General features: G+C 69.4%; 23 protein-coding genes. 11 read left to right on the forward strand and 12 right to left on the reverse strand.

Translation table 11 applies throughout. The annotated features are described in order from the left end of the window. The first annotated feature begins 204 nt into the window (after positions 1–204). Both MJQ72_RS14960 and MJQ72_RS14965 read left to right on the forward strand, forming a co-directional pair. Complete coding sequence (locus MJQ72_RS14960; RefSeq protein ID WP_240599738.1) at positions 205–1473, forward strand: YeeE/YedE family protein; 1269 nt, start codon at positions 205–207, stop codon at positions 1471–1473. Between the two features lie 224 nt (positions 1474–1697). Beyond that, entirely contained in the window at positions 1698–3230 is a 1533-nt protein-coding gene (locus MJQ72_RS14965; RefSeq protein ID WP_240599739.1) for a DHA2 family efflux MFS transporter permease subunit, read from the forward strand. Between the two features lie 100 nt (positions 3231–3330). Here MJQ72_RS14965 and MJQ72_RS14970 read toward each other — a convergent pair whose 3' ends face one another. After that, positions 3331–4551 carry an acetyl-CoA C-acetyltransferase gene (locus tag MJQ72_RS14970; protein WP_125694208.1) on the reverse strand — a complete coding sequence of 407 codons (1221 nt, stop codon included), beginning with the start codon at positions 4549–4551 and terminating at the stop codon, positions 3331–3333. A 179-nt stretch (positions 4552–4730) separates the two neighbouring features. Between MJQ72_RS14970 and MJQ72_RS14975 the strand changes: the two genes are divergently transcribed. From MJQ72_RS14975 to MJQ72_RS15000, 6 genes are all read left to right on the forward strand, one after another. Next, positions 4731–6101, forward strand: a complete 1371-nt coding sequence (locus tag MJQ72_RS14975; RefSeq protein WP_016337213.1) for a cystathionine beta-synthase — start codon at positions 4731–4733, stop codon at positions 6099–6101. Positions 6102–6334: 233 nt separating this feature from the next. Continuing rightward, positions 6335–7729: a hypothetical protein gene (locus MJQ72_RS14980; protein WP_240599740.1), complete on the forward strand. Its 1395-nt coding sequence runs from the start codon at positions 6335–6337 to the stop codon at positions 7727–7729. A gap of 155 nt (positions 7730–7884) precedes the next feature. Next, entirely contained in the window at positions 7885–8445 is a 561-nt protein-coding gene (locus MJQ72_RS14985) for a hypothetical protein (protein ID WP_240599741.1), read from the forward strand. Positions 8446–8482: 37 nt separating this feature from the next. Continuing rightward, the gene (locus MJQ72_RS14990) at positions 8483–8953 is read left to right on the forward strand and encodes a hypothetical protein (protein ID WP_240599742.1); all 471 of its coding nucleotides are present in this window, start codon (positions 8483–8485) and stop codon (positions 8951–8953) included. Positions 8954–8987: 34 nt separating this feature from the next. Continuing rightward, on the forward strand, positions 8988–9590 hold the full coding sequence (locus tag MJQ72_RS14995; protein ID WP_240599743.1) for a hypothetical protein: 603 nt from the start codon (positions 8988–8990) through the stop codon (positions 9588–9590). A 51-nt stretch (positions 9591–9641) separates the two neighbouring features. Further along, positions 9642–10799: a cystathionine gamma-synthase gene (locus MJQ72_RS15000; protein WP_240599744.1), complete on the forward strand. Its 1158-nt coding sequence runs from the start codon at positions 9642–9644 to the stop codon at positions 10797–10799. Between the two features lie 130 nt (positions 10800–10929). Here MJQ72_RS15000 and MJQ72_RS15005 read toward each other — a convergent pair whose 3' ends face one another. The 8 genes from MJQ72_RS15005 to hppD form a co-directional block, all read right to left on the reverse strand. After that, entirely contained in the window at positions 10930–11208 is a 279-nt protein-coding gene (locus MJQ72_RS15005) for a hypothetical protein (protein WP_240599745.1), read from the reverse strand. Positions 11209–11327: 119 nt separating this feature from the next. Continuing rightward, positions 11328–12194 carry a ferredoxin gene (locus tag MJQ72_RS15010; protein ID WP_240599746.1) on the reverse strand — a complete coding sequence of 289 codons (867 nt, stop codon included), beginning with the start codon at positions 12192–12194 and terminating at the stop codon, positions 11328–11330. Positions 12195–12214: 20 nt separating this feature from the next. Then, a complete protein-coding gene (locus tag MJQ72_RS15015; protein WP_240599747.1) occupies positions 12215–12658 on the reverse strand; it encodes a hypothetical protein in 444 nt (147 codons plus the stop codon). Next, the gene (locus MJQ72_RS15020) at positions 12658–13104 is read right to left on the reverse strand and encodes a hypothetical protein (RefSeq protein ID WP_125694224.1); all 447 of its coding nucleotides are present in this window, start codon (positions 13102–13104) and stop codon (positions 12658–12660) included. Before MJQ72_RS15020 ends, MJQ72_RS15015 begins: the two co-directional genes overlap by 1 nt. Continuing rightward, complete coding sequence (locus MJQ72_RS15025; RefSeq protein WP_240599748.1) at positions 13088–17998, reverse strand: hypothetical protein; 4911 nt, start codon at positions 17996–17998, stop codon at positions 13088–13090. Before MJQ72_RS15025 ends, MJQ72_RS15020 begins: the two co-directional genes overlap by 17 nt. Continuing rightward, on the reverse strand, positions 17998–18312 hold the full coding sequence (locus MJQ72_RS15030; RefSeq protein ID WP_063277624.1) for a type VII secretion target: 315 nt from the start codon (positions 18310–18312) through the stop codon (positions 17998–18000). Before MJQ72_RS15030 ends, MJQ72_RS15025 begins: the two co-directional genes overlap by 1 nt. A gap of 32 nt (positions 18313–18344) precedes the next feature. Next, complete coding sequence (locus tag MJQ72_RS15035; protein ID WP_240599749.1) at positions 18345–18902, reverse strand: YbaB/EbfC family nucleoid-associated protein; 558 nt, start codon at positions 18900–18902, stop codon at positions 18345–18347. A gap of 250 nt (positions 18903–19152) precedes the next feature. Beyond that, on the reverse strand, positions 19153–20352 hold the full coding sequence (gene hppD / locus MJQ72_RS15040; protein WP_240599750.1) for a 4-hydroxyphenylpyruvate dioxygenase: 1200 nt from the start codon (positions 20350–20352) through the stop codon (positions 19153–19155). Positions 20353–20474: 122 nt separating this feature from the next. Between hppD and MJQ72_RS15045 the strand changes: the two genes are divergently transcribed. After that, positions 20475–20948 (forward strand): Lrp/AsnC family transcriptional regulator, encoded by a 474-nt coding sequence (locus MJQ72_RS15045; protein ID WP_038508367.1) that lies wholly within the window; start codon positions 20475–20477, stop codon positions 20946–20948. Here MJQ72_RS15045 and MJQ72_RS15050 read toward each other — a convergent pair. From MJQ72_RS15050 to MJQ72_RS15060, 3 genes are all read right to left on the reverse strand, one after another. Further along, entirely contained in the window at positions 20945–21748 is an 804-nt protein-coding gene (locus tag MJQ72_RS15050) for an MBL fold metallo-hydrolase (RefSeq protein ID WP_240599751.1), read from the reverse strand. The two genes, MJQ72_RS15045 and MJQ72_RS15050, sit on opposite strands and share 4 nt — an antisense overlap. A gap of 81 nt (positions 21749–21829) precedes the next feature. Next, positions 21830–22330, reverse strand: coding sequence for a transcription elongation factor GreA (gene greA, locus MJQ72_RS15055; RefSeq protein WP_016337198.1), 501 nt, complete (start codon positions 22328–22330; stop codon positions 21830–21832). A gap of 199 nt (positions 22331–22529) precedes the next feature. After that, complete coding sequence (locus MJQ72_RS15060; protein ID WP_240599752.1) at positions 22530–22985, reverse strand: DUF4307 domain-containing protein; 456 nt, start codon at positions 22983–22985, stop codon at positions 22530–22532. Positions 22986–23131: 146 nt separating this feature from the next. On the opposite strand from MJQ72_RS15060, the gene mca reads away from it, so the two are divergent. Together mca and MJQ72_RS15070 are read left to right on the forward strand one after the other, a co-directional pair. Continuing rightward, on the forward strand, positions 23132–24025 hold the full coding sequence (mca, locus tag MJQ72_RS15065) for a mycothiol conjugate amidase Mca (RefSeq protein ID WP_240599753.1): 894 nt from the start codon (positions 23132–23134) through the stop codon (positions 24023–24025). Then, positions 24025–24345, forward strand: a complete 321-nt coding sequence (locus MJQ72_RS15070) for a hypothetical protein (protein ID WP_240599754.1) — start codon at positions 24025–24027, stop codon at positions 24343–24345. Before mca ends, MJQ72_RS15070 begins: the two co-directional genes overlap by 1 nt. Positions 24346–24559 lie beyond the last annotated feature (214 nt).

Consider the following 24559-nt stretch of genomic DNA (forward strand, 5'->3'; position numbering starts at 1 on the left):
CGCGTGAAGGCCCCCTTTCCTTGGCTCAGCGGAGGGAAGGGGGCCTTCGCGCGTGCCGGGGGGAGCAAGGGACCTTTGCTACCACCCGCCATCCGGCCGCGCGGGAGCCGCCGTTCGTCGCACAGTGTGGGACGGGCTGCGATCGGGCGGTCACCGGTCCTAACGTTGCTCGTCCCCCACCCCGCCGATCGATCTGGAGTCCAGGTGGCGACGACGGAAACCCAAGCCGGTGAGAAGAAACTCCTCGACTTCCCGACCTCATGCGCCGCCCCGGTCCCGCAACCGGAAGAGCCGGTCAAGGTCGTGCCGCTGGCGGTCGCGGGCGCGCTCGCGGTTGGGCTGACCTGGTACGTCTGGGCCGCGCATGGGGCGAAGTTCGGTGTGCTGCTCATCCTCGGCCTGCTGCTCGGGCTCGCGCTCTTCCACTCCCGTTTCGGGTTCACCTCGGCCTGGCGCCAGCTCATCGCGGTCGGGAACGGCCAAGGCCTGCGGGCGCACACGCTGCTTCTCGGTACCGCCGCGACGTTGATCGCGCTGATCGTGGGCACCGGCTCCGGGCTCTTCGGCAGCACGCCGAAGCCGACCGCGGGCGGACTGGGGCTGGCGTTGTTCGCCGGCGCGACGATCTTCGCGATCGGCATGCAGCTGGGCGGCGCGTGCGCGTCGGGAACGTTGTTCGCCGTCGGTTCCGGGCAGTCGACGATCGTGCTCACCCTCGGCGGGTTCATCACCGGTTCGGTGCTCTACACCTGGGCGTATCCGCTGCTGTCGGGCTGGCCCGAGTTCAAGGGTGTCCTGCTCGCCGACCACGTCGGCTGGTTCGGTTCGTGGGTGATCACCGTCGCCGTCCTCGCGGCGATCGTGCTGGGGACCCGGTTCGTGCAGAAGCGCCGCAACCCGCCGCCGGTCGACGTCGTCCCGACCGCGCGCGGTTTCGCCCGGATCTACCGCGGGTCCTGGCCGATTCTCGTCGGCGCCGTCGTCCTCGGCGTGCTGGCGGGCGCGGTCTTCCTGGTCTCCGGCGGGATCTGGGGTGTCACGAGCGCGTTCAGCCTGTGGGGCGCCAAGATCCTGCAGGTGTTCGGCCTGCACCCCGAGACCTGGGAGTTTTGGCGGATCAAGGCGAACGCGGCTTCGCTGGCCGGGCCGATCTGGACGGACAAGAACAGCCTCACCGACATCGGCATCATGATCGGCGCGGGGGTCGCGGCCGCGGCGGCCGGCGCGTGGAAGATCCACAGTTCGATCCCGTGGCGGACCGCCGTGGCCGCGGTGCTCGGCGGGATCCTGATGGGTGTCGGCGCGCGGATGGCGGGCGGTTGCAACATCGGCGCCTACCTCGGCGGTATCTCGGTCGGCAGCCTGCACGGCTGGCTTTGGGGCGTTTTCGCGCTCGGCGGCACCTGGATCGGGCTCAAGCTGCGACCGCTGTTCGGTCTCGGCAATCCGGCTCCGACCGACAGCGTCTGCTGATCACTCTTCGTGACATCTCGTATGCGGGCCTGCCCTTTCGGCCCGTATACGGGGAAAAAGTTGGCAGGTAAAACCCGTGTTCGGCTACCCTCGGCTACATACCTGAGCTTGCGCCTAAATGCACAAGCTCGGTTGGGGAAGGCCCGGCGCCGCGCCGGGCGTCGAATCCGTAGTCGCGACCACGGGGGTCGTCGCGTCCACTCAGTAACAGGGACGGACTTTTCATGTCAACGCAAAGCCCGGCCGCACCGGGCGGCGACAAACTCGACGCCGGGGTGCTCAAGGTCGCCGGCGTCGTCATCCTCGGCGCGATCATGGCGATCCTCGACACGACGGTCGTCAACGTCGCGCTCCAGAAACTGACCATCGAGTTCCAGACCTCGTTCGACACCATCCAGTGGATCGCGACCGGCTACATGCTCGCCCTGGCGACGGTCATCCCGATCACCGGCTGGGCTTCGGACCGGTTCGGCACCAAGCGGCTCTACCTCACCGCGATCGGCTTGTTCCTGATCGGCTCGATGCTCGCCGGCATGGCCTGGGACGTCGAATCGCTGATCATCTTCCGGGTCCTGCAGGGCTTCGGCGGCGGCATGCTGATGCCCGCCGGCATGACGATCCTGACCAGGGCCGCGGGACCGCACCGGATCGGGCGCGTGATGGGCGTGCTCGGGGTGCCGATGCTGCTCGGCCCGATCGGCGGCCCGATCCTCGGCGGCTGGCTGGTCGACGCGGTGAGCTGGCGCTGGATCTTCTACATCAACGTGCCGATCGGCCTGATCACCATGGCGCTGGCCTGGCGTGTGCTGCCGAAGGACCGGCCGGAGCCCAGCGAGCGGTTCGACTTCGTCGGCATGCTGATGGTGTCGCCGGGGCTCGCGGCGCTGATCTTCGGTGTCTCGAACATCCCGTCGGCGGGTGGTGTCGGCGCGGTCGACGTCTGGCTGCCCGCGCTGGCCGGGATCGCGTTGCTGGTGGCGTTCGTGTTCCGGGCGAACCGGGTCACGAACCCGCTGCTCGACCTGAAGCTGTTCAAGAACGGGTCGTTCACCGTCGCGATGGTGACGATGACCTTCTTCTGCGTCGCGTTCTTCGGCGCGATGCTGCTCCTGCCGACGTATTTCGTGCTGGCACGCGGTGAAACGGCGATGAACGCCGGTCTGCTGCTCGCCCCGCAGGGGTTCGGCGCGATGCTGACCATGCCGATCGCGGGCAGGCTCGCGGACAAGATCGGCGCGCGGAAGATCGTGCTGCCCGGTCTCGTGCTGATGCTCGCCGGGCTGGTCGCCTTCACCCAGCTCTCCGCGACGACGCCGTACTGGCTGCTGCTTTCGGCGCTGTTCGTGATGGGGCTCGGCATGGGCGCGACGATGATGCCGATCACCTCGGCCGCGTTGCAGACGCTCAAGTCGGAGGACATGGCGAAGGCGTCGACGGCGACGAACATCTTCCAGCAGACCGCGGGGGCGATCGGTTCGGCGGTGCTGTCGATCATCCTGGCGGCGCTGCTGGCCGGGAAGTTCGGCGTGCCGACCGCGCAGGGGCAGCTGGCCGCGACGGCGGCGGTGATGAACCCGGCGACGCGCGAAGCCGCTTCGGGGCTGACCGCGGACGCGTTCTCGACGACGTTCCTGTGGTCGATGATCCTGCTCGCGCTGTGCCTGATCCCGGCGGCGTTCCTGCCGAAGACCAAGCCCGCGCTGCCGGAGGGTGCGGACGGTGAGGGCGCCGCGGCCCCGCCGATCCTGACCCACTAGGACGCCAAAAAGAGAGCAAGGGACCTTTGCTACCGCTTACTTAGCCACGCTAAGCGAGTGGTAGCAAAGGTCCCTTGCTCTCTTTCCGCAGGTCAGCGGGTCAGGAGAGGCGCTCCAGCACCATCGCCATGCCCTGGCCGCCACCGACGCACATCGTCTCGAGGCCGAACTGCTTGTCGTGGTGGCGCAGCGAGTTGATCAGCGTCGAGGTGATCCGCGCGCCGGTCATGCCGAACGGGTGGCCGACGGCGATCGCGCCGCCGTTGACGTTCAGCTTGTCGAGGTCGATCCCGAGGTCCTTGTAGGACGGGATGACCTGCGCGGCGAACGCCTCGTTGATCTCGACGAGGTCGATGTCGCCGATCGACATCCCGGCGCGCGCGAGCGCCCGCTTCGACGCCTCGACCGGGCCGTAGCCCATGATCTCCGGCGACAGCCCCGAAACACCGGTCGAGACGACGCGGGCGAGCGGGGTGAGGCCGAGCTCCTTCGCCTTGGTGTCGGACATGATGATCACCGCGGCCGCGCCGTCGTTGAGCGGGCAGCAGTTCCCCGCGGTGATCCGGCCGTCGGGGCGGAACACCGGCTTGAGGCCGGAGACGCCTTCGAGGGTGACGCCGGCGCGCGGGCCGTCGTCCTTCGAGACCACGGTGCCGTCCGGCAGGGTGACCGGCGTGATGTCCTTGGCCCAGAAGCCGTCCGCGATGGCCTTCTCGGCGAGGTTCTGCGAACGGACGCCGAACTCATCCATCTCCTCACGCGAGACGTTCTTCAGCCGCGCCAGGTTTTCGGCGGTCTGGCCCATCGCGATGTAGACGTCCGGCAGGGCGCCGTTCTCGCGCGGATCCGTCCAGCTGTCGGCGCCCTCGGCCGCCACCTGCGCGGTGCGGGCCTCGGCGTCGGCGAACAGCGGGTTGTGCGTGTTCGGCCAGGAGTCCGAGCTGCCGTTGGCGAAGCGGGAAACCGTCTCGACGCCGGCGGAGATGAACACGTCGCCTTCGCCCGCCTTGATCGCGTGCAGCGCCATGCGGGTGGTCTGGAGGCTCGACGAGCAGTACCGCGTGATCGTGCAGCCGGGCAGGTGGTCGTAGCCGAGTTCGACGGCGACGGCGCGGCCCATGTTGAAGCCCTGCTCGCCGCCGGGGAGACCGCAGCCCAGCATGAGGTCTTCGATCTGCGTCGGGTCGAGCTCGGGGACCTTGTCGAGCGCGGCGCGGACCATCTGCACGGTGAGGTCGTCCGGGCGGATGCTCACCAGCGATCCCTTGCCGGCGCGGCCGATCGGGGATCGGGCGGTGGAGACGATGACGGCTTCGGGCATGGAACGACACTCCCTTGTTCTCGATCCAGACGCGCTAAGCGGTTGCTCACCTCGCATCCTCCACCGGAGGGAGGTGCGGGTCAAAGGCGAACGCGACCCACGCCACTCTCCGAAAGTGCGGTTTTCACGCCGCCCGGTTGAGTGGACACATCCCGACCAGCGGCGTTTAGGCTGTGGGAGTGGAATACGTCGAGCACATCGTGGACCTCGTGGGCAACACCCCTCTGGTCAAGCTGAACGCACTGGCCGAGGGGCTGCAACCGCTCATCCTGGCCAAGGTCGAGTACGTCAACCCCGGCGGCAGCGTCAAGGACCGCATCGCGCTGCGGATGATCGAAGCCGCGGAGCGTTCCGGCGAACTGAAGCCCGGCGGCACCATCGTCGAGCCGACGTCCGGCAACACCGGCGTCGGGCTGGCCATGGTGGCGCAGCGCAAGGGATACAAATGCGTGTTCGTCTGCCCGGACAAGGTCAGCGAGGACAAGCGCAACGTGCTCAAGGCCTACGGTGCCCGCGTCGTGGTCTGCCCGACGGCGGTGGCGCCGGAGCACCCGGACTCCTACTACAACGTCTCCGACCGCCTCGTTCGTGAGATCGAGGGCGCCTGGAAGCCGAACCAGTACGCCAACCCCGAGAACCCCGCCAGCCACTACCACTCGACGGGCCCGGAGCTCTGGAGCCAGACCGAGGGCAAGATCACGCATTTCGTCGCGGGCGTCGGCACGGGCGGCACGATCTCGGGCACCGGCAAGTACCTCAAGGAGGTCAGCGACGGACGCGTCCAGGTCATCGGCGCCGACCCCGAAGGCTCGGTGTACTCCGGCGGGACCGGGCGGCCGTACCTGGTCGAGGGTGTCGGCGAGGACTTCTGGCCGGACACCTACGACCGCGACATCGCCGACCGCATCATCGCGGTTTCGGACGCGGACTCCTTCGACATCACCCGCCGCCTCGCGCTGGAAGAGGGGCTGCTCGTCGGCGGCTCGTGCGGCATGGCCGTCGCCGCCGCGCTCAAGCTCGCCGAGGGGCTCGGCCCGGACGACGTCGTCGTCGTGCTCCTGCCCGACGGCGGCCGCGGCTATCTCACCAAGGTGTTCAACGACAGCTGGATGTCCTCCTACGGCTTCCTGCCGCCGGACTCCAGCGGCGCGACCGTCGGCGACGTCCTAATGAAGAAGAGCGGCTCGCTGCCCAGCCTCGTGCACAGTCACCCGAACGAGACCGTCGCCGAAGCGGTGGCGATCCTTTCGGAGTTCGGCGTCAGCCAGATGCCCGTGGTCAGCGCGGAGCCGCCGGTCATGGCGGCCGAAGTCGTGGGCGCGGTCAACGAGCGCGACCTGCTCGAAGCGCTCTTCACCGGCAAAGCCCAGCTCGCCGACCGGCTCGAGCAGCACATGTCGCCGCCGTTGCCGACCATCGGCGCCGGTGAGCAGGTCGGCGCGGCGATGAACGCGCTCTCGGGCGCGGACGGCGCGCTGGTGCTGGTCGACGGCAAACCGGCGGGGGTCGTCACCCGGCACGACCTGCTCGCGTTTCTCGCGGGACGGTAAAGAAGCATTTCATCGGATGGTCGGGCCGGGGCGTTACGAGCGGCCCACCCGGCTATCCGATAGCGTGTCGGGTGAGTTGAACTTTTATGTCCTCGTCAAGGGGGTTCAAGACCCAAATGAGTGCTCCGCAGCCACCGAATCAGCCTTGGGGTGGCGCCCAGCCACCGCAGGGACCCCCGAGTGGCCCTCAGCCGCAGCAAGACAACCCGTTCGGTTCCCCGGAACCGACCCAGGTGGTGCAGCCCGGTCAGCCGGCCCAGCCCGACTACGGGCAGCCGCAGTACGGGCAGCAACCTCCCCAAGAGCAGCAGCCCCAGGGCGGCGGGTTCGGCGACACGCCGGAGCCCACGCAGGTAGTGCAGCCGGTCCAGCCGGGTTCCGGTGACGCGAACGCGACCCAGGTCGTGCAGCCGGTGAGCGGTGGCGGGGAAAGCCCCACCGCCGAGTCCACCCAGCTCGTGCCGCCGGGTTCGCAGCCGCCTGCCATCCCGTACGCCCCGCCGCCGAGCGCGGCCGACAACCCGGCCGCCGGTGCCTACGGCGCCCAGGGCGGCGGCTTCGGTCAGCAGCAGGGCTTCGGCGGGCCCCAGCAGGGCGGGTTCGACCCGTCGCAGGGCCAGCAGCAGCCTGGTTTCGGCCAGCCGCAGCAGGGCTTCGGCGGACCGCCGCAGGGCGGCTTCGGCCAGCAGCCCGGTTTCGGCGGGCCGCCCCCGGGCTACAGCGCCGCGGGTGCCGGCGGCGGCGGTGGGAACCAGATGTTCGGGTTCATCGCCGGCGGTGTCGTGGCGTTGCTCGGCCTGATCGCCTTGATCGTGTCGTTCGTCTACTTCGGTGACGCCAGCGACTACTCGAAGATCTTCGACAGCGCGCCGAACCAGGAACAGATCGACAAGTTCCTCGACGAGGCCGGTGTCGCCGGTCCGGGCGCCACGTGGTTCTACGTGATCATGCTGCTGGTCGGATCGCTCGTCTCCCTCGCCGGTGGTGTGGGGCTCGCCCTCGCGGGCAAGCTCCCCGGCACGGTGAAGAAGATCGCGCCGATCATCGTCGCCGCCGGTGGTGCGCTGCTGGTGCTGTTCGGCGTCCTCCTGCTCAGCGGTTCGACCCCGTCGTCGGACTTCCTGGACAAGCTGCCGCCTTCCGCCAGGGAAGGCGCCGGTATCGGCGGTGGCCTGCTGCACCTGCTCCTCGGCATCGTGATCCTGATCGTCGGTGTGCTGGGCCTGATCCCGGCGACCGCGCAGTTCGTCGGCCTCGGTGGCGGCGGTTCGGTGCTGGGCGCTCCGCAGAGCGGACAGCCCGGTGGGTTCGGCGGTCCGCCGCAGGGTGGCTTCGGCCAGCCGGGACAGCCCGGTCAGCCGGGTCAGCCCGGACAGTTCGGCCAGCCGCAGGGTGGCTTCGGTCAGCCCGGGCAGCCCGGTCCGTCTTCGGGTGGTTTCGCGCAGCCGGGTCAGCAGGGCCCGCCCAGCGGAGGGTTCGCCCAGCCGGGTCAGCCGCCGCAGGGTGGTTTCGGCCAGGCTCCGCAGCAGCCCGGCGGTTTCGGGCAGCAGCCCGGGCAGCAGGGGCCGCCCAGTGGCGGCTTCGGCCAGCCGGGCCAGCAGCCCGGTCAGCCCCCGCAGCAGTGGTGATTCGCCGCCGCTGAACGGTTTCGTTCGAAACGCCCCCGGCCCGTGGCCGGGGGCGTTTCGTTTTCGCCGGGGTATGCCGATTCGCCTGCCACGGCCAGTGCCCGCGGGCTAGGGTGAGCGCCGTTAACCTCCACACCCGGCCTGACGGGAGCGACGTGACCGGTCCGTACGGATATCCCGCCCAGCAGCCCGGACCGCCAGGTTTCGGGTATCCGGCACCGCAGGCCAAGCCGTCCGGGGCGACGGCGATCATCGCCGCGGTGCTCGGCCTCGTCGGGGCCCTCGCGTCCGGTTTCATCCCGATCCGCTACTTCATCGAGCTCCCGTCGGGGTTCAGCCTTTCGAACCTGCCCGGCTTCGCGCTCGTGGAGCTGGTGCTGTACCTGGTCGCCGCGTTGTTCCTCCTGATGGGCGCGTTGACGACGTTCTTCCGTTCACTGATCGGCGCCATCCTGCTGATCCTCGGCTCGCTGCTCGCCATCCTGGCCGTCGTGCTGGAACCGATCGCGTTCCGCGTGCCGTACCGGATCCATCTCGACATCCTGCTCCGGTTCGCGACCTTCGACGGCGTGCTCCGGCTGGCCATGGTCGTGTTCGGCCTGGTGGCGCTGCTGCTGGCGGTGCTCCCTCCGACGTTCAGGTACCTGCGCTGGCGGCCTGCCCCCGTGCAGCCGTATCGGCCGCAGAATCAGGTTCCCCGCCAGGGCGGATGGTGAGATCCTGAGCCGTCCGGCTCGGCTTTGGGGGAGTTCGATGGGTCAGAACCAGTCTTCGCGGACCGCGATCGGCGCGGCCGTTCTCGCCATCCTGTGCGGCATGCGGTACTTGTCCGAGGCGGGCACCTTCGTCGGGCAACTCGCCTTTCTCGAACCGGCTCCGCGGTACTTCGTCGGAATGGCGTGGAACGGGGCGCTGACGGCGGCCCTGTTCGTGGGCGGCGTCTTGTTGCTGCTGCGCAGGACACTCGGCCGCACCCTCGTCGCGGTCGGGTCGGCGCTCGCGCTGGTGGCCACATTGCTCGCGAACGGCGCGGCCCGCCCCTACTTCTTCGCCGAAGTGGACGGAGAGACGTTGGTGACGGGTGAGGTGGTCGCCTTCATGCTGTTCGTGATGACCTTCTCCGCGCTGGTGCTGTCGGTGATCAGGCCGACCTCGGACTGGCTGGAGGGACGACGGCGCGACGACGAAGAGCCGTCGAAGCAGGATCGGCTTCCCGGCTGGTAGCCGGGGTTGGCACAAGGAATCGGCAAGGGGAGAAATGACTTACCAGCACTACCCGCCGCAGGGCGGCTACCCGGCACCCGGCGCCTACCCGCCGCCGGGAATGGCACGGCAGCCGAGCGGTGCGACCGCGATCATGGCCGGGATCTTCGCGATCCTCGGCGGGCTCTGGTTCCTCGCCGGGACCGTGTCCCACGTCATCGAGCTCTCCCATTACGTCATTTCGTTCCTCGTGGTCGGGGCGGTGCTGGACCTCGTCAGCGCGGCCTTGCTCTTGAGCGGCGGGATCCTGCTGCTCGTGCGCAAACGCGCCGGGCGGCTGCTCACCGTGATCGGAGCCGCGGCCGCGATCGGTTTCGTGGCGCTGACCTTCCTGCTCCGGGCGCTCGGCTCGCATTTCTACTTCTCGTACGGCGGGGTGATGCTGCATTTCGGTTTCGGCTGGCTCCTCTTCGTGGTCCTGATCCCGGCGATCGTGACCCTCGTGCTGGCGCTGATCCCGCCGACGGCGCGCTGGCTGGCGGCCAAGAACACGGCCGCGGGCGCCGTGCAGCCGCCGAACTTCGGATACCCGCCGCAGCCCGGGTACCCGCCCGCTCCCGGTGCCCAGCAGCAGGGACAGCCACCCGCGCAGTGGTGAGTTCAATCCCAGACGATGGGATCTCGAGTGGGTGGCCGTACCCTTGGAGGTATGGCCGACGATTACTCTCTGCTGGGCTTCGAGACGCGCGCGATCCACGCCGGGCAGACCCCTGATCCCCGGACCGGCGCGGTCATCGTGCCGATCTATCAGACCTCGACCTACGCGCAGGACGGCGTCGGCGGCACGCGCGAAGGCGACTACGAGTACTCCCGGACCGCGAACCCCACGCGCACCGCGCTGGAGGTCGCGCTCGCGGCGCTCGAAGGCGCGCGGCACGGTCTGGCGTACGCGTCGGGGATGGCGGCCAGTGACGTCCTGCTGCGGGCGACCCTGCGGCCCGGAGATCACCTCGTGCTCGGCAACGACGCGTACGGCGGCACGTTCCGGCTGATCGACAAGGTGCTCAGCCTGTGGGGTGTCGAGCACACGGTCGCCGACCTGGGGAACATCGCCGAGGTCCGGGCGGCGATCCGGCCGGAGACGAAGCTGATCTGGTGCGAGTCGCCGACGAACCCGATGCTGGGGATCGCCGACATCGCCGCGCTGGCCGAGGTCGCGCACGGCGCCGGCGCCCGCCTGGTCGTCGACAACACCTTCGCCACCCCGTACCTGCAGAACCCGCTTTCGCTGGGTGCCGACGTCGTCCTGCACTCGACGACGAAGTACCTCGGCGGGCACTCCGACGTCGTCGGCGGCGCGATCCTGACGAACGAGGACGAACTGCGCGAGCAGCTGTTCTACCTGCGCAACGCCGCGGGCGCGGTGCCCGGCCCGTTCGACGCGTGGCTGACCCTGCGCGGGATCAAGACGCTCGCGCTGCGCATGGAGCGGCACAGCGACAACGCCGAACTGATCGCCCGGATGCTGCTGAAGCACCCGAAGGTCGAGCGCGTCTACTACCCGGGCCTGCCGGAGCACCCCGGCCACGAGGTCGCTTCGAAGCAGATGCGGCGCTTCGGCGGGATGATCTCGTTCACCCACGTCGACGGCGAGCAGGCCGCTCTCGAAGCCGCGTCGAAGACGAAGCTGTTCATCCTCGCCGAGTCGCTGGGCGGGATCGAGTCGCTCATCGAGCACCCGGGCCGGATGACCCACGCGAGCACCGCCGGGTCCACCCTGGAGGTGCCGGACAACCTGCTGCGCCTGTCGGTCGGCATCGAGGACGGCAGCGACCTGGTCGCCGATCTGGCCAAGGCCCTGGGCTGACCGCCGCCGAGCCCAGGGAGTGAGCAAGGGACCTTTGCTGTCGTTCGCGTAGCCATGCTAAGCAAATGGCAGCAAAGGTCCCTTGCTCTTTCGCGCTGGTCAGCGCGGTGTGGTGGGAGGAAGCGCCCGGTCAGGGGCGGTAGTTGCTGGGGGTGACGCCGCTCTTCGCGTCCGCCTCGTGTGAAGTCCCCTTCGGCGTGGCCGGCAGCTCCGAGCCGTCGATGCAGCCGCCGACGAGCTCGATGTGGTTGTCGTGCCGGATGTACTGGCCCGGGTCCACGCAGCCGGCATGGTCGACCGTGTAGACGGCGGCGCCGGTCAGCAGCGCGGCCGAGGTGAGGGCCAGCACGACCGGGAGCATCCCGGCGGAGCGGGTCGCCCGGACCCTGCCGATGTTCCCCCGTGCCATGTTCGCTCCCTGGTCGCCTTCGCCGACGCCGTCAAGAGTACCCGGACCGCGAACTTGTCACGTGACGTATCCGTCAGGTGGCAACTTCCGGCCGCGGATCGGCCTCGGCCGCCTGAGTCCTAAGTGGACGGCCGGCCGGTGATCGCGGCGACCGCGAGCTCCCGTTCGGGCTCGCCGACCTCGGGCAGGGTGAACCGCAACGCCCGGATGTGCCCGAGGAGCTCGGGGTCGGGAGCGACGTCGTGTTCGCGCAGGTAGTAGGCGACCGCGCCCGGCCAGTACCACCGGCCGTCCGTGCGGAAGTTCAACGGCACCAACGGTTCCCTGTCGGGGTCGAAGGCATCGGCGTCGTAGGTCCGCGACGCCAGCACGACCGGCGCGCCGTCGAGGTACTGCAGCACGCGATCCCGCTCGGCCGGCGACAGCGGCTCGCGGTTCACCACCGGATGCCCTGACTCGTCGAGGCCGTCGTGGACCCGCGGGACGCGCAGTGCCTCCGGGGTTTCGGCGAGCGGAGTCGCCACCGCGGGTTCGGCCGGCGGGGCGGCGTCGAGCCCTGCTCGCTGCCGCAGCCAGGGCGGGATGGACTGCTCGGCGCGCGGGAAGAACCGCAGTTCGTCCTGGAAGCCGATCTGCGGCGGCGCCTGCCGCCACGGCGGCTCCACGTCCGCGAGGAAGTCCGTGCTGAGCACGGTCGCCGAACCGTAGACCAGGATCGCGCTCAGCCAGGTCCCGCGGCCGGGCAGGTACATCCCCGCCCGCAGGTTGCCGAGCAGCTGCACGGCTTCCTGGCTCGGCTGCACCGGACGCGGCAACCCGTCCTGGCCGGTGACGAGCAGGTCGACTTCGACATGCCTGCCCGCAGCGCGGTACTCGACGCGCATCTGCTGCCAGCCGGGCGGCAGCGGCGTCGCGAGGGCATGGCCGATCTGCCAGACGAGCTGCTGTTGCTGCTGCTGGTTCAACGGCACTTGTGGTCGGCTCATGTCCCCTCGCTCACCGATGGTCAGTCCGCCTGGCCGGCGGCACGTCGCTGAAGCCACTCCGCGCGTTCACCGGTCCGCGGGTAACGCTCCAGCTCCTGGGCGAAGAACCCGGCGGGCGGGACGTGATCCCAGTCGGGCTCGCCGTCCCAGTCGTACTCCACGGAGTATCCGCCCGGGTGCACCATGTGATAGCGGACCGAGGTCCAAGCGCCCTCGTCCGGCTGGGCCATGCTGTCCCGCAGCTCCACGAAGAAGTCCGCGACCCCCGTCGGCGGCGTCCACGGCGTGCTCGTGCCCATCACGGTCAGCACGTGGGCCGAGATCTCGACGTAGTCGCCCACCGAACGGAAGTTGAGGAACAGCTGCTCGTAGTCCGACGGTACGGAGTGCACCATCCAGGTGGTGAAGTCCTTGAACAGTTGATTGGCCTGTGCCGCGCTCGTCGGCACAACGGGCATGGGCATCAGTCGCGCTCCTTGTCGTTCGCCGCCGCGAGCTTCTCACCGAGCCAGGCCGGGATGTGTTCGGGATCCCTGGGGAACATCTTCAGGTCTTCGACGTAGTGCTCGGGCTCCATGGGCGGCGTGAGCACCGGTTCGTAGTCGTTGTTGTAGTTGTAGAAGATCGCTCCCGGCGGATTCATCGAGATCCGGGCGGAGAACCACGTGCCGCGGCCGGGCCGGTACAGCAGCGTGCGCAGCTTCGCCAGGATCACGTTCAGCTCGTGCGGCGGCGAGATCTCCGGCCGGGAACCGTCGTCCATGATGACGGTGAGGCCGAGATCCTGCGCCGGCACCGTCATCGCGCTGACCAGGTCGATGCGCCGCCAGCCTTCCACGGGGACGAGATTCAGCAGCGCGGTGCCGAGCTGCTGGATCAGGTCCTCGTGACTCTCACCCCCGGAAGTCATTGGGCCAGAGTGGGTCGTTGTGGTCATTGGGGAAGCTCCTGACGATTACCGAGATCCGGCCTTCGGCGTCCGGGCCGTATGCCCGGTACTGGCGGGTGTGCGCGTCGTCGACGCCGGGATCCCGGAGTTCGAAAATATCCTCGTTCTCCAACCTACTAGCGAGGCCGGAGTCGTCCCGATTCCGCTCCATCTGGTACCAGCTGTCGTCGGGATCGTAGGTGCCTTCGAGCTCCTTGGCGCCCGCGTTGCTGTTGTCCACCCTGCCTTGCGCGCCCTGGTTGCTGCCTTCGCCGGAGCCGCCGACGGACGTGCCGCGGTGGTGGCCGCCGTCGTCGATGTTCTTCCCCGACGCGTCCTTGCCGCCGTCCGCCCCGATGGTGGACTGCGCCGTACCGTCGCGCCGGACGTTGCTGGCGCCACCGGGATCCGGCGGGGCGGAGGTCACCACCGAGTTGCCCCGCTCGTCGGTCCGGTGGATCTCGCCCGGGGAACGACGGTTGAGCGGGTTGCCGTCCTTGTCGTGCATCTCCAGGCCGTGGTCGACCCGGATCGTCGCGTTGGGCGGCGGATTGTTCAGATCCGGGTTGAACGGCTGCCCGGTGTGCAGGTGGGTGATCCGGCCGTCCGGCCCGGTCTGGAACGAGCCGTAGGGCAGGCCGTCCTTGTCCACCACGTGGATACGGGTGTTGGGCGGCAGGTTGTCGCGGCCCGCGATCGGGTCCTTGGCCGCGATCTTGTCGCTGATCGCCTTGCGCTGGGCGTCGCTGAGCGCGTCCGGGTCGCCGTCGACGAATCCGCGTGGATCCTTGCTCCGCGGCGGCGGCTGATGCGAGTAGGTGACCTCGCGATCGGGCGTGGGCCAGGAATCCTGGACCTTGCTGGCGTTCTTGGTGCCGTAGTGGCCGTCCTGGGTGATGTCCGCGCCCTGGGCGGCCCCCACCTCGGCGTTCGTCCGGCCACGCTGACCGCTGGTGGTGTCGACGTGGGTGATACGGCCCGTGTCGTCGGTGTAGAAGTCGCCTCGCGGATGCCCGTACTCGTCGGTCGGCTGGTGCACGCTGTTCGGCCTGAGCGTGGGGTTGCCGTCCGCGTCGAGCTTTGGGCTGCCGTCCTCGTTGGCGTGGAGGCGGTTGAAGGGCTGGTCTTGGCGCACGGCGTTCGGGTGCGGCACCGGATCGCCTTGCGGCGGCGGCGGGTTGAACTCCTGGCCGTGTTCCGGGCGCCCGTCCGGCCCGACGTGGTACTCCTCGTGGAGCGGCCCACGGTCGATCCGGTAATTGCTGTCCGGCAACGGTTCCCTGAGTTCGGGGTTCGGCCGGTCCGGTGTGCTTTCCGGGGTTTCGACCCATTTGACCTTGCCGTCACCGTCGGTCTGGAAGCTGCCGCGGGGATTCCCGTCGGCGTCCGTGACGTGGTAGCGGGTGTTCGCGTCGAGGTCGGTGCGCCGGCTGAACGCGTCGTTCGCGCCGGGTGCGCGTGGGTCGTCCGCCTCGATCCGCACCTGATCGCGGGGCTTCGGCGGCGACTCGATGTGGTCGACCCGGGTGACGTCCTGTTTGCCGTGCGGGGTCTTCACGTCGGTGTGCGTCACCGTCCGGACGTTGCCGTCCGCGTCGGTCGGGAAGGTGTCGTGCCGATGGCCGACCTGCACGCGGTAGTCGGAGTTCGGCGCCGGGCGCATGACCTCCGGGTTACCGGGGCCGTGCAGCTTGTTCGGCGCGACGGCGTCGACATGTGTCACGTTGCTGTTCGCGTCGGTGTAGACCCGGCTGCGCACATTGCCGTCCGCGTCGGTGATGTCGTACCGCGTGTTGGCGTCGAGCCTGCGCGGAGGCGTCGTGGGGTCGAAGAACGACTGATCGTCGCCCAGCCGGACGGGACGGGCGGGCGGCGTGAAGTCGGGCTCCTCCCAGCGTCCGTCGATCTGATGCTGAGGGTTGAGGTCGTCGCCCTGCCCGCGATCGCGGGCGCTGTCGGCGTCCACGTCCTGCTTGTCCGCGTGCGAGGTGTCCGGGGTGAAGCCGTCGTCACTGGCCCGGCGGGCGGTGCCGTCGGGGCTGTGGACGTCCCATTCGCCGTTCGGCGGGATCTTGGGCCGGGGGCGGCCATCGGGACCGATCTCGTAGTCGGACGAGAAGACGCGCCCGTTCGAGTCGGTCCAGGCAGGCTTGCTCGGTGCCATCACCTCGGTGTCGAGTTCCTGCGACAGACGGCGCGCGAAATCGTTCGAGCCGGCGTCGCAGCCGATCAGCCGGACCGGGCGGCCGTCGTAATCCCCGTTGCGGCGCAGGATGTCCGCGAACTCTTCCGGGGTGTAGGTGCGGTTGCCGATGCGGGCGTGCCCGTCCGGCGTGACGTGCACGTCGACGGTGTAGCGGCCGTCCGGATCCGGGTGGACCCGGTGCGGCAGGTCGCCCATGTCGGCGTCGCCGCGGTGGTACGAACTACCCGCGGGCGTGCTTTCGGAATGCCGCTGGTTGACCTCGTCCGGCGTCAGCGGGCGATCGGGCTCGCCGTCGGGGCCGCGGTCGTGCGGCGAACCGTCGGGGTGACCGTTCGGGTCCTGGCGCGGGCCGTGCCCGTCCGGCGAGTGTGGCGGCCCGGAGTGGCCTCCGGGGCCGCGGCCGCCCGGGCCGGTGTTCCCGGGGCCGGTGCCGCCCGGCCGGTTGCCGGGGCCGTGCGTGCCCGGCGAACCGGGGGTGCCGGTGTGCGGCTGGGCGCCGGGGCCGAAGTCGTTGCCACGGGCGACCGGCTGAGGCTGATGCGGCTGGTTCGGCCGTCCGCCGGGGCCGGTCTGACCTGGACCGCGGCTGGGGCCGGTGTGGGTGTCGGGCGTGCGCGGGGCATGCGGGTCCGGGGTGCGCGGCGAACCGGGCGTGCCCGTCCAGCCGCCACCCTGCGGCCTGCCGCCGGGTGAACCCGGAGCGCCGCCGGGGGTGCCGCCCGGAGCGCCTTGAGGCGGCATGCCGCCGGCGATCGGCTGGCCCTGCGGCGGGACACCCGGCGAACCGTCGCCGCCGGTGCCGCCGCGCTGCGAAGGCATGTGCGACGGACCGGCGTCGCCGAGACGCGGTGCCGTGGGCGCGGTGCCGCTGGTCGTCGTGCCGCTGTCGGTCGGCCTGGTGGGGCTGCCGCCGTCGTTGCCGCCGTGGTGGCCGGGCGACGAGTCGGTGCGCGGGGTGGGGGAACCGCCGCCGCCGTCGCCGCCGTGCGTGCGGGGCGAGCCGCCGCCGTCGCCGGTGTGGCTGGGGGATCCGCCGCTGTCGGCGCGTGCGTGCGGGGCGGGGGAACCGCTGTCCGGGGTGTGGCTGGGGGAGCCGCTGTCGGTACGGGTGTGCGGAGCGGGCGAGCCCCCGTCCGGGGTGTGGCTGGGCGATCCGCCGCTGTCGGCCCGCGTATGCGGGGCAGGGGGACCGCTGTCGGGGGCGTGGCTCGGGGAGCCGCCGGTGTCGGCCCGCGTGTGCGGAGCGGGCGAACCGCTGTCGGCGCGGGTGTGCGGGGTGGAGGAGCCGCTGTCCGGGGTGTGGCTGGGCGAACCGCCGCTGTCCGCCCGCGTGTGCGGGGTGGGAGAGCCGCTGTCGGGTGTGTGGCTGGGCGAACCGCCGGTGTCCGCGCGGTTCGGGCTCGGCGAGCCGCCGTCGGACCGGGTGTGCGGAGACGACGTGTCGGAGCGGGCGGTGCCGGGGGAACCGTTGCCGCCGGCATCACCGTCCGAAGTGGACGGTCCATCGCCGGCGCGGTTGGGGGAGCCGCCATCGGAACGGGAAGACGAGCCGCCACCGTCGCCGCTGCGGGTGGTGTTCGACGGGGTGTCCCCGCTGGACCCGCCGTTCGAGCCGGAATCACCCGGCCGGCCGGTGTCACCGCCGGAGCCGTCGTTCGGGCCGCTGCCGGTGTCGCCGGAGTTGCCGCCGCCGGATCCATCGCCGGAACCGCTACCGCTACCGCTACCGGAACCGTCGCCGTCCGGACCGTCCCCGGAACCTGAGCCCGACCCGCCGCCGGACCCACCGGATCCGCCGCCGCTGCCGCCGCGCTGGATGAATCCGCCCGGCTTGATGTTCTTGGTGTTGATCACGTCCAGGCCGGTGACCTTGCCCGCGATCTTGCCGAAGATCTTGATGATCTTCTCGAAGACGTCGGCCAGCTTGCCGAGCAGCGGCGAGACCCGCCGCATCGCGTCGCACAGTTCCTTGAGCTTGTCGGCGATCTTCGCGGCCCACTTGGCGATCGCGGTGACGGCCTGCGCGACCACCACGGGCGTGCCGAAGCCGAGGGAGAACACCGTCTCCATGACCCACGCGATGAGCTTGCCGACCGCGTCCGCGATCAGCTGGCGGATGAACTCGCGGACGAACGCGACGATCTCGCCGAAGATCATCACGACGGTGCTGATCGCGCCCGCGACCGTCGCCGCGCCGCTGATCGCCTCGGCCTGTTCCGCGGCCTGCTTGCGGTACTGGTCGGCCGCCTCGCCCGTCCAGCCCGTGGTGCCGTTCTTGACCGCGTTCGAGAACTCGACCTGGGTGTCTTCCAGCTTCTTGGCTACGTTGCCCCAGGTTTCGGAGTACGACTGGATGACCGGCGGGTCGCCGGCGACGGCGTCCAGCATGTCCTTCAGCGGCTGCATGTGTTCCATCAGGAACGAGGCCACCGACGACATCAGATAGCCGAACGGGTCGATCGCGGCGCTGGCGAGCTCGCCCGCGAGGCTCAGCACACCGAGCCCGCCGCCGATCCAGTCGCCGTTCGAGATGCCGTTGAAGGCGTCCATCGCCGACTCGGCGACACCGATGCCCGCCGCGTAGCCGTATTCGCTGTTCCCGGCTGTCAGCGGCCCTGGGCCGTCGCCATCCGTCGGCGCCTTTGCGACGAGCGGGTTTCCCTCGGGCATCAGTCAGGCACCTGCGCGTTCTTGAACTCGGCGGCGAAGTTCTCGTCCTGCGTCTGGTAGGCGTTCGACGCGGACCGCACGTTGTTCGCCACCGCGGTCGCGGCCTCGACGGCCTTGTTCAGCGCGTTGATGCCGAACTCCTCGACCGGGTCGAGCATCATCCGGAACGGCTGGCAGATGATGCCGTACGCGTCGGTCGGCATGCTCACCTGCTGCGCGGCGTCGACCGCCGTGCGCAGGCCGTCGGCGATGCCGTCGATCTGCTTGGCGTGCGCGTCGAGGTCGGCGCCGAGCTCAAAACCCTTGCCTGCCATGGTTTCTCCCCTCTACCAGGCCGGATGAACGTCTACGAAAGGATGCTGCCGCCGAAGTCGTCGTCATCGTCGTCCTGCGTGCGGCGGCGGCGCGGGATTGGCTTCGGCTGAGGTGGATTCTGGGGCGGGTTCGCCTGCGCGGGCGGCAGCGAGGGCTCGTCCTCCTCCGGGCCGAAGCGGTGGTGCCGCTCGGGTTCCGGCGGTGCGAGGTTCTCCTCCGGCGGAGCTTCCGGGAAGGTGCTCTGCGCTTCCGCGATCACCCTGTTCGCCGTCTCGTCGGTCGTGCCGACGGTCTCGGCCATCGCCGCCTGCAGCAGTTCGGGGATCCGCGACTGCGCGAGCTGGACGAGGCGCATGACCTGCGACGAGATCTCCGCCATCCGTTTGCCGCTCGCGGCTTCGGAGATGACGAGGTTCGTGAGGAGGCCCTTCGAGTCGATGGTGACCTCGATGGTGTTGTCCTTCGACCGCTCGGTCACGGTCTGGCCCTGCATGCGGGCGGCCATCGCCTGATAGCGCGCCGCGGTCTCCTGGATCTGCTTCGTCCAGTTGTCCACCATGCGTTCGCTGGCGTCGACGTTGTCCGGCATCGGGACCCTTCCAAGCTGCGTGCTGACGTCTTCACACTGACGGTTCGAAGACGCCACCGGTTCCGGTGTTTCGCGTATTTCGTCGAACAGCCTAGTGCTCGTCCGGTGTACCACCCCGGGGCGACAAAGTCGGCCCCGTCACGCAGCGAAAGGGCTCTTCACCACACGAAGTGCGATGAAGAGCCCTTTCACGCCTTGCGAACTGCCGGGGTCAGTGGTCGCCTTGGTCCAGCCTGATGGCGTCTCGCCGTCAGAGGTTGCCGCGGCGCTCCTGCTCACGCTCGATGGCCTCGAACAGGGCCTTGAAGTTGCCCTTGCCGAAACCGAGCGAACCGTGCCGCTCGATGAGCTCGTAGAACACCGTCGGGCGGTCGCCGATCGGCTTGGTGAAGATCTGCAGCAGGTAGCCGTCCTCGTCGCGGTCGACCAGGATGCGGTTCTCCTTGAGCTTGTCGATCGGCACCCGGACCTCGCCGATCCGCGCGCGCAGCTCCGGGTCCTCGTAGTAGGAGTCCGGGGTGTCGAGGAACTCGATGCCCGCCGCGCGCATCGCCTTCACCGTCGTGACGATGTCGTTGGTGGCCAGCGCGATGTGCTGGCAGCCCGCGCCGCCGTAGAACTCGAGGTACTCGTCGATCTGCGACTTCTTCTTCGCGACCGCCGGCTCGTTGAGCGGGAACTTGACGCGGTGGTTGCCGTTGGAGACCACCTTGCTCATCAGCGCCGAGTACTCGGTCGCGATGTCGTCGCCGACGAACTCCGCCATGTTCACGAAGCCCATGACACGGCGGTACCAGTCGACCCAGTAGTCCATCTTGCCGAGCTCGACGTTGCCGACGCAGTGGTCGATGGCCTGGAACAGCCGCTTCGGCGCGCCTTCGGGGCGGACGATGGCGCTCTCGCGCGGCACGTAGCCGGGCAGGTAGACGCCGGTGTACTTCGACCGGTCGACCAGCGTGTGGCGGGTCTCGCCGTAGGTCGCGATCGCGGCGACGCGCACGGTGCCGTGCTCGTCGGAGACGTCGTGCGGCTCCTCGAGGACGGTGGCGCCCTGCGCGCGGGCGTGCTCGATGCACCGGTCGACGTCGGCGACTTCGAGGGCGAGGTCGATCACGCCGTCGCCGTGGCGGCGGTGGTGGTCGAGCAGCGGCGAGTCGAGCTGGACGCCGCCGGTGATCACGAAGCGGGCCGAGCCGGACTTCAGCACGAACGACTTGCGCTCGAAGTTCCCGGTCTCCGGACCGGAGTACGCGACGAGCTGCATGCCGAACGCGACCTGGTAGAACCACGCGGTCTGCGTGGCGTTGCCCGCGATGAACACCACCGCGTCCATCGACTTCACCGGGAAGGGATCGGTCGAAGAGTCGTGGTCGACGAGGCCGACGAGCTGACGCAGCTGGTCGTAGCTCACGTCGTCAAGAGCACCCTGGGGTTCCGCTGTGTGCGTCATGTCCTGAAGCATCGGAGCACGTGACAAAATGTGCAACGGTCAAAGATTTCACTGCGCACTATGACCAGTCGACGAGGGGGATGCGCAGTCAAAGTGGACAACCTGTTCAGGAGGTAGGCCCGATGTCGGAAGCGCTCGACGCACTGGACGCGCGGCTGCTGCTGTTGCTCACCGACTCGCCCCGGCTCGGCGTGCTCGAATGCGCCCGCCGTCTCGGCGTCGCGCGGGGCACCGTACAGGCGAGGCTGGACCGGTTGACCGAGCGCGGGATCCTCGGCGGGTTCCCGCCCGAACTCGACCTCGCGGCGATGGGATACGGCCTCACCGCGTTCGCCGTCCTGGAGATCGCGCAGGGCCGCCGGGCCGAGGTCGCGGAGGCGCTGTCCGCCATCGACGAGGTCTGCGAAGTCCACGCGACGACCGGGCAGGGTGACCTCTTCGTGCGGATGGTGGCGCGCAACAACGACGACCTGCAGCGGGTGGTGGACGAGGTGGTCGGCGCGCCGTACGTGCGGCGGACGTCGACGTCGATCGCGTTGTCGACGCCGGTTCCGCCGCGCGTACGGCCGCTGCTGGAACGGCTGGCGAGGAGCTAGCCCACCTGGCTCAGATACCGCTTCGCCGACCGCTGGACGGCCTCGTGCCCGTCGGTGCGGATGATCGCATCCCACCAGGCGCCGTAGATCGCCTCGAACGCGTACGGTTCGAGCAGTTCGGCCGCCCGGCGGACGACCTCGGGCCGCTCCGGGATCAGGTTCGGGTAGCTGTACATCATGCCGACGAAGCGGCGGTCCGGGATGACCTGCAGGATGTCGCCCGAGAGCACCGCGCCGCGGCCGTTCTCCCCACCCGGCCAGTGCAGCACGGTCCCGCCGGCGAAATGCACGCCGAGGTTGATGAGCCGCAGGCCGGGGGCGACGTCGAGGGTCGTCCCGCTCCACAGCTTGATCGCCGGATCCGGCCTGCCGATCCACTGCCGGTCGCCCTCGTGCAGGTAGATGGGCGCGTCGAAGGCGTGGGCCCACTCGACCATGGTGGTGTAGTAGTGCGGGTGGCTGATCGCGATGCCGGTGAGGCCGCCGAGGTCACGGACCTTGGCGACGAGGTCGTCGTCGATGAAGCCCGCGCAGTCCCACAGGAAGTTGCCTGATTCGGCCTTGACCAGCAGCGCGCGCTCGCCGATGGCGAAATTGGGAGTGGACCCGACCCCGATGAGGCCGGGGCCCTGCTCCTCGATGCGTGCCTGGTACGTCCCGCTCGCGCGGACGGTGTCCAGATCGGTCCAGCGCTGTCCGGCCTGCGGGATGTACTGACGTTCGTCCTCGCAGATCGGGCAGTCGGACCGGGGTTCCGCGTACTGCATGCCGCAGGCGACGCAGATGGGTAGTTCGCTCATCGTTTCCCTCCAGAATTCTCCGGAGGTCACGCTAACGGCTCATATGCGCGCCCGGCCATGTCGGGCCGGGCGCGCGGAGGCTCACTTGCCGGTGTACGGCACGGCCTTGACGAGCGTCACCTTCTGGATGCTGCCGTTGGGCAGCTCGTACTCGCGGGTCTCGCCCTCTTTGGCGCCGAGCAGCGCCTTGCCGAGCGGCGACTCCGGCGAGTAGACGTCCAGGTCACCCTCGGTGCCCTCTTCACGGGTCGCCAAGAGGAAGTTCTCGTCCTCGTCGTCGCCGTCGTAACGCACGGTGAGGACCTTGCCCGGTCCGGCGCTGCCGTCGTTGGCGGGCGGCTCGCCCACCTTGGCCGAGCGGAGGAGCTCCTGGAGGTGGCGGATGCGGGCCTCGTGCTGGCCCTGCTCCTCACGGGCGGCGTGGTAGCCGCCGTTCTCCTTGAGGTCGCCCTCTTCCCGGCTGTCGTTGATCTTCGCAGCGATGACCGGGCGGAGCTCGATGTAGTGGTCGAGTTCCTGCTTGAGCCTGTCGTAGGCATCCTGGGTCAGCCAGGTCACCTTTGTGTCGCTCACGGTCACCATCTCCTAGTAGGGCCTGCCAGGCTTGGGTGTACAAGCCGGCCACCGGACCGGCATGGCGCGCCGGCCTGGCTGAGATAAAGGAAAAACACGGCCCGTCTTGGGCCGTGCCGGTAGATCAGAGTAACACGGCGCGAGGTATCGCCGCCGGTGGAATTCGGTCGCGCCTCGGCGTTGGGCGCCTGTTTCACCCCGTTGGCCGCTATGGCCTTGACAGGTACCGTGGTACGTCGTATGAGCATCCGAAGATATCAGCCGTGACCGGCTTTCCGATGCTCTTGATGGTGGTCGTCACCCGGCTGTTCTTCGAACCAGGCTGAACGAGGACCTCTTTACGGCCGCTTTCCGCGCCGGCCTTGTCACGGACCCGGACGACGCAGACGCCGGGACGGTTCACATCGTCCCTGGTCACGTTGATGGTGATCTCCATCGCGTCGCCCGGCTTCTCGTCGAACGAGACGCGTTCGCCCTCGATGGGCGCGCTGCCGAAGTTCGTGTACGCGACATAGGCGATCCCGCCGCTGACCAGCAGCGCGATCACGCCGAACACCAGCCGCCGCCAGCGGGCGGGCTTCGCGGCACGGGCCTTGCCGTACCGGCCTTCGGGCACGTCCGTCCGGGTGCTTTCCGCGCTGGGAGCGTCCTGTCCCGTGCTCAACCCGGGCCTCCCGGTTGGTGTCGTCGTGCTCGCAGGGACAATGGGGTCGTATGCGAGTGGTTCCCCTCGAGTATCCGCGCCCGGCCGGGCGGCCCGTCAGGCAGGGTCTGGAGGGGAATAGGGAACGAGAAGGGGACGTTCGGAGCATGGTGTCTGCCGAAGAACCGCCGAAGTCACGCCTCCGCCTGATGGCGGTGCACGCGCACCCCGACGACGAGTCGAGCAAGGGTGCCGCCACCATGGCCAGGTACGCCGCCGAAGGGCACGAGGTCATGGTCGTGACCTGCACCGGCGGTGAAGCGGGCAGTGTGCTGAACCCGGCCATGGACCGTCCCGAAGTACTGACCAACATGACCGAGATCCGCCGGGAGGAGATGGCCCGCGCGGCCAAGATCCTCGGCGTGAGCCACACCTGGCTCGGGTTCGTCGACTCGGGCCTGCCCGAGGGCGACCCGCTTCCCCCGGTCCCCGAGGGCTCGTTCGCGGTCGTCCCGCTCGAAGAGTCCACCGGTGCCCTGGTGAAGGTCATCCGCGAGTTCCGCCCGCACGTGATCGTCACCTACGACGAGAACGGCGGGTATCCGCATCCCGACCACATCCGCACGCACGAGATCTCGGTCGCGGCCTTCGACGCCGCGGGCGAGGCGGAGCGGTACCCGGACGCGGGCGAGCCGTGGCAGCCGATGAAGCTGTACTACGTGCACGGGTTCTCGCGCGCCAGGATGACGGTGTTCCACGAGGCCCTGCTCGAACGCGGCCTGGAGTCGCCGTACGAGGAGTGGCTCAAGTCGTGGGACCCGGACAAGGCCGACGTCATGGAGCGGGTGACCACCCGCGTCGAATGCGGCGAGTACTTCGAGCAGCGTGACGAAGCGCTCAAGGCGCACGCCACCCAGATCGACCCGAACAGCCGCTGGTTCGCCGTCCCGCGCGACCTGCAGCGCGAGGTCTGGCCGACCGAGGAGTACGAGCTGGTCCGCTCACTGGTGGACAGCACCCTGCCGGAGGACGATCTGTTCGCCGGCTTGAAGGAGGGCTAATGAGTTTCGTGGTGCCGGCGTTCGCCGTCGTTCCGGTGACGGTGTCGTCGCAGTTCCTGGCGCAGCAGCCCGGCAACGGCGACAACGGCGGCCAAGGTGAGGACTTCGGCAAGTCTTCGCCGGTGGGTTTCCTGATCCTGATCCTTTTCCTGATCGCCGTCGCGCTGCTGGTGCGGTCGATGACCAAGCATCTGAAGCGGCTGCCGGAGAGCTTCGACGAGCCCGCCGCCGCTTCTTCCGCGGAGGAGCCCGAGGCGCAGAAGGCCGAAGCGGCGGAGCCTGAGGCGAAGGCCGAGAAACCGACCGCCAAGTCCGACTGACGCCTCGCCGCCGCCCTTGCCCTGGAAGTAGGTGAAGGCCCCCTTCACCGCGCTAGACGCGGTGAAGGCCCCCTTCACCGCGCTAGACGCGGTGAAGGGGGCCTTCACGCGCTACCGCTGTGGCTGCTGGGGCAAGTGGTGTTGCCGGGGCCTCGGGTGGCGATCGCGTAGTCCGTGAGGGCCTCCTTCTCTACCCTCAAGGTAGGCAAGGAGG

The organism is Amycolatopsis sp. EV170708-02-1 (assembly GCF_022479115.1).
Taxonomy (GTDB): Bacteria; Actinomycetota; Actinomycetes; order Mycobacteriales; family Pseudonocardiaceae; genus Amycolatopsis.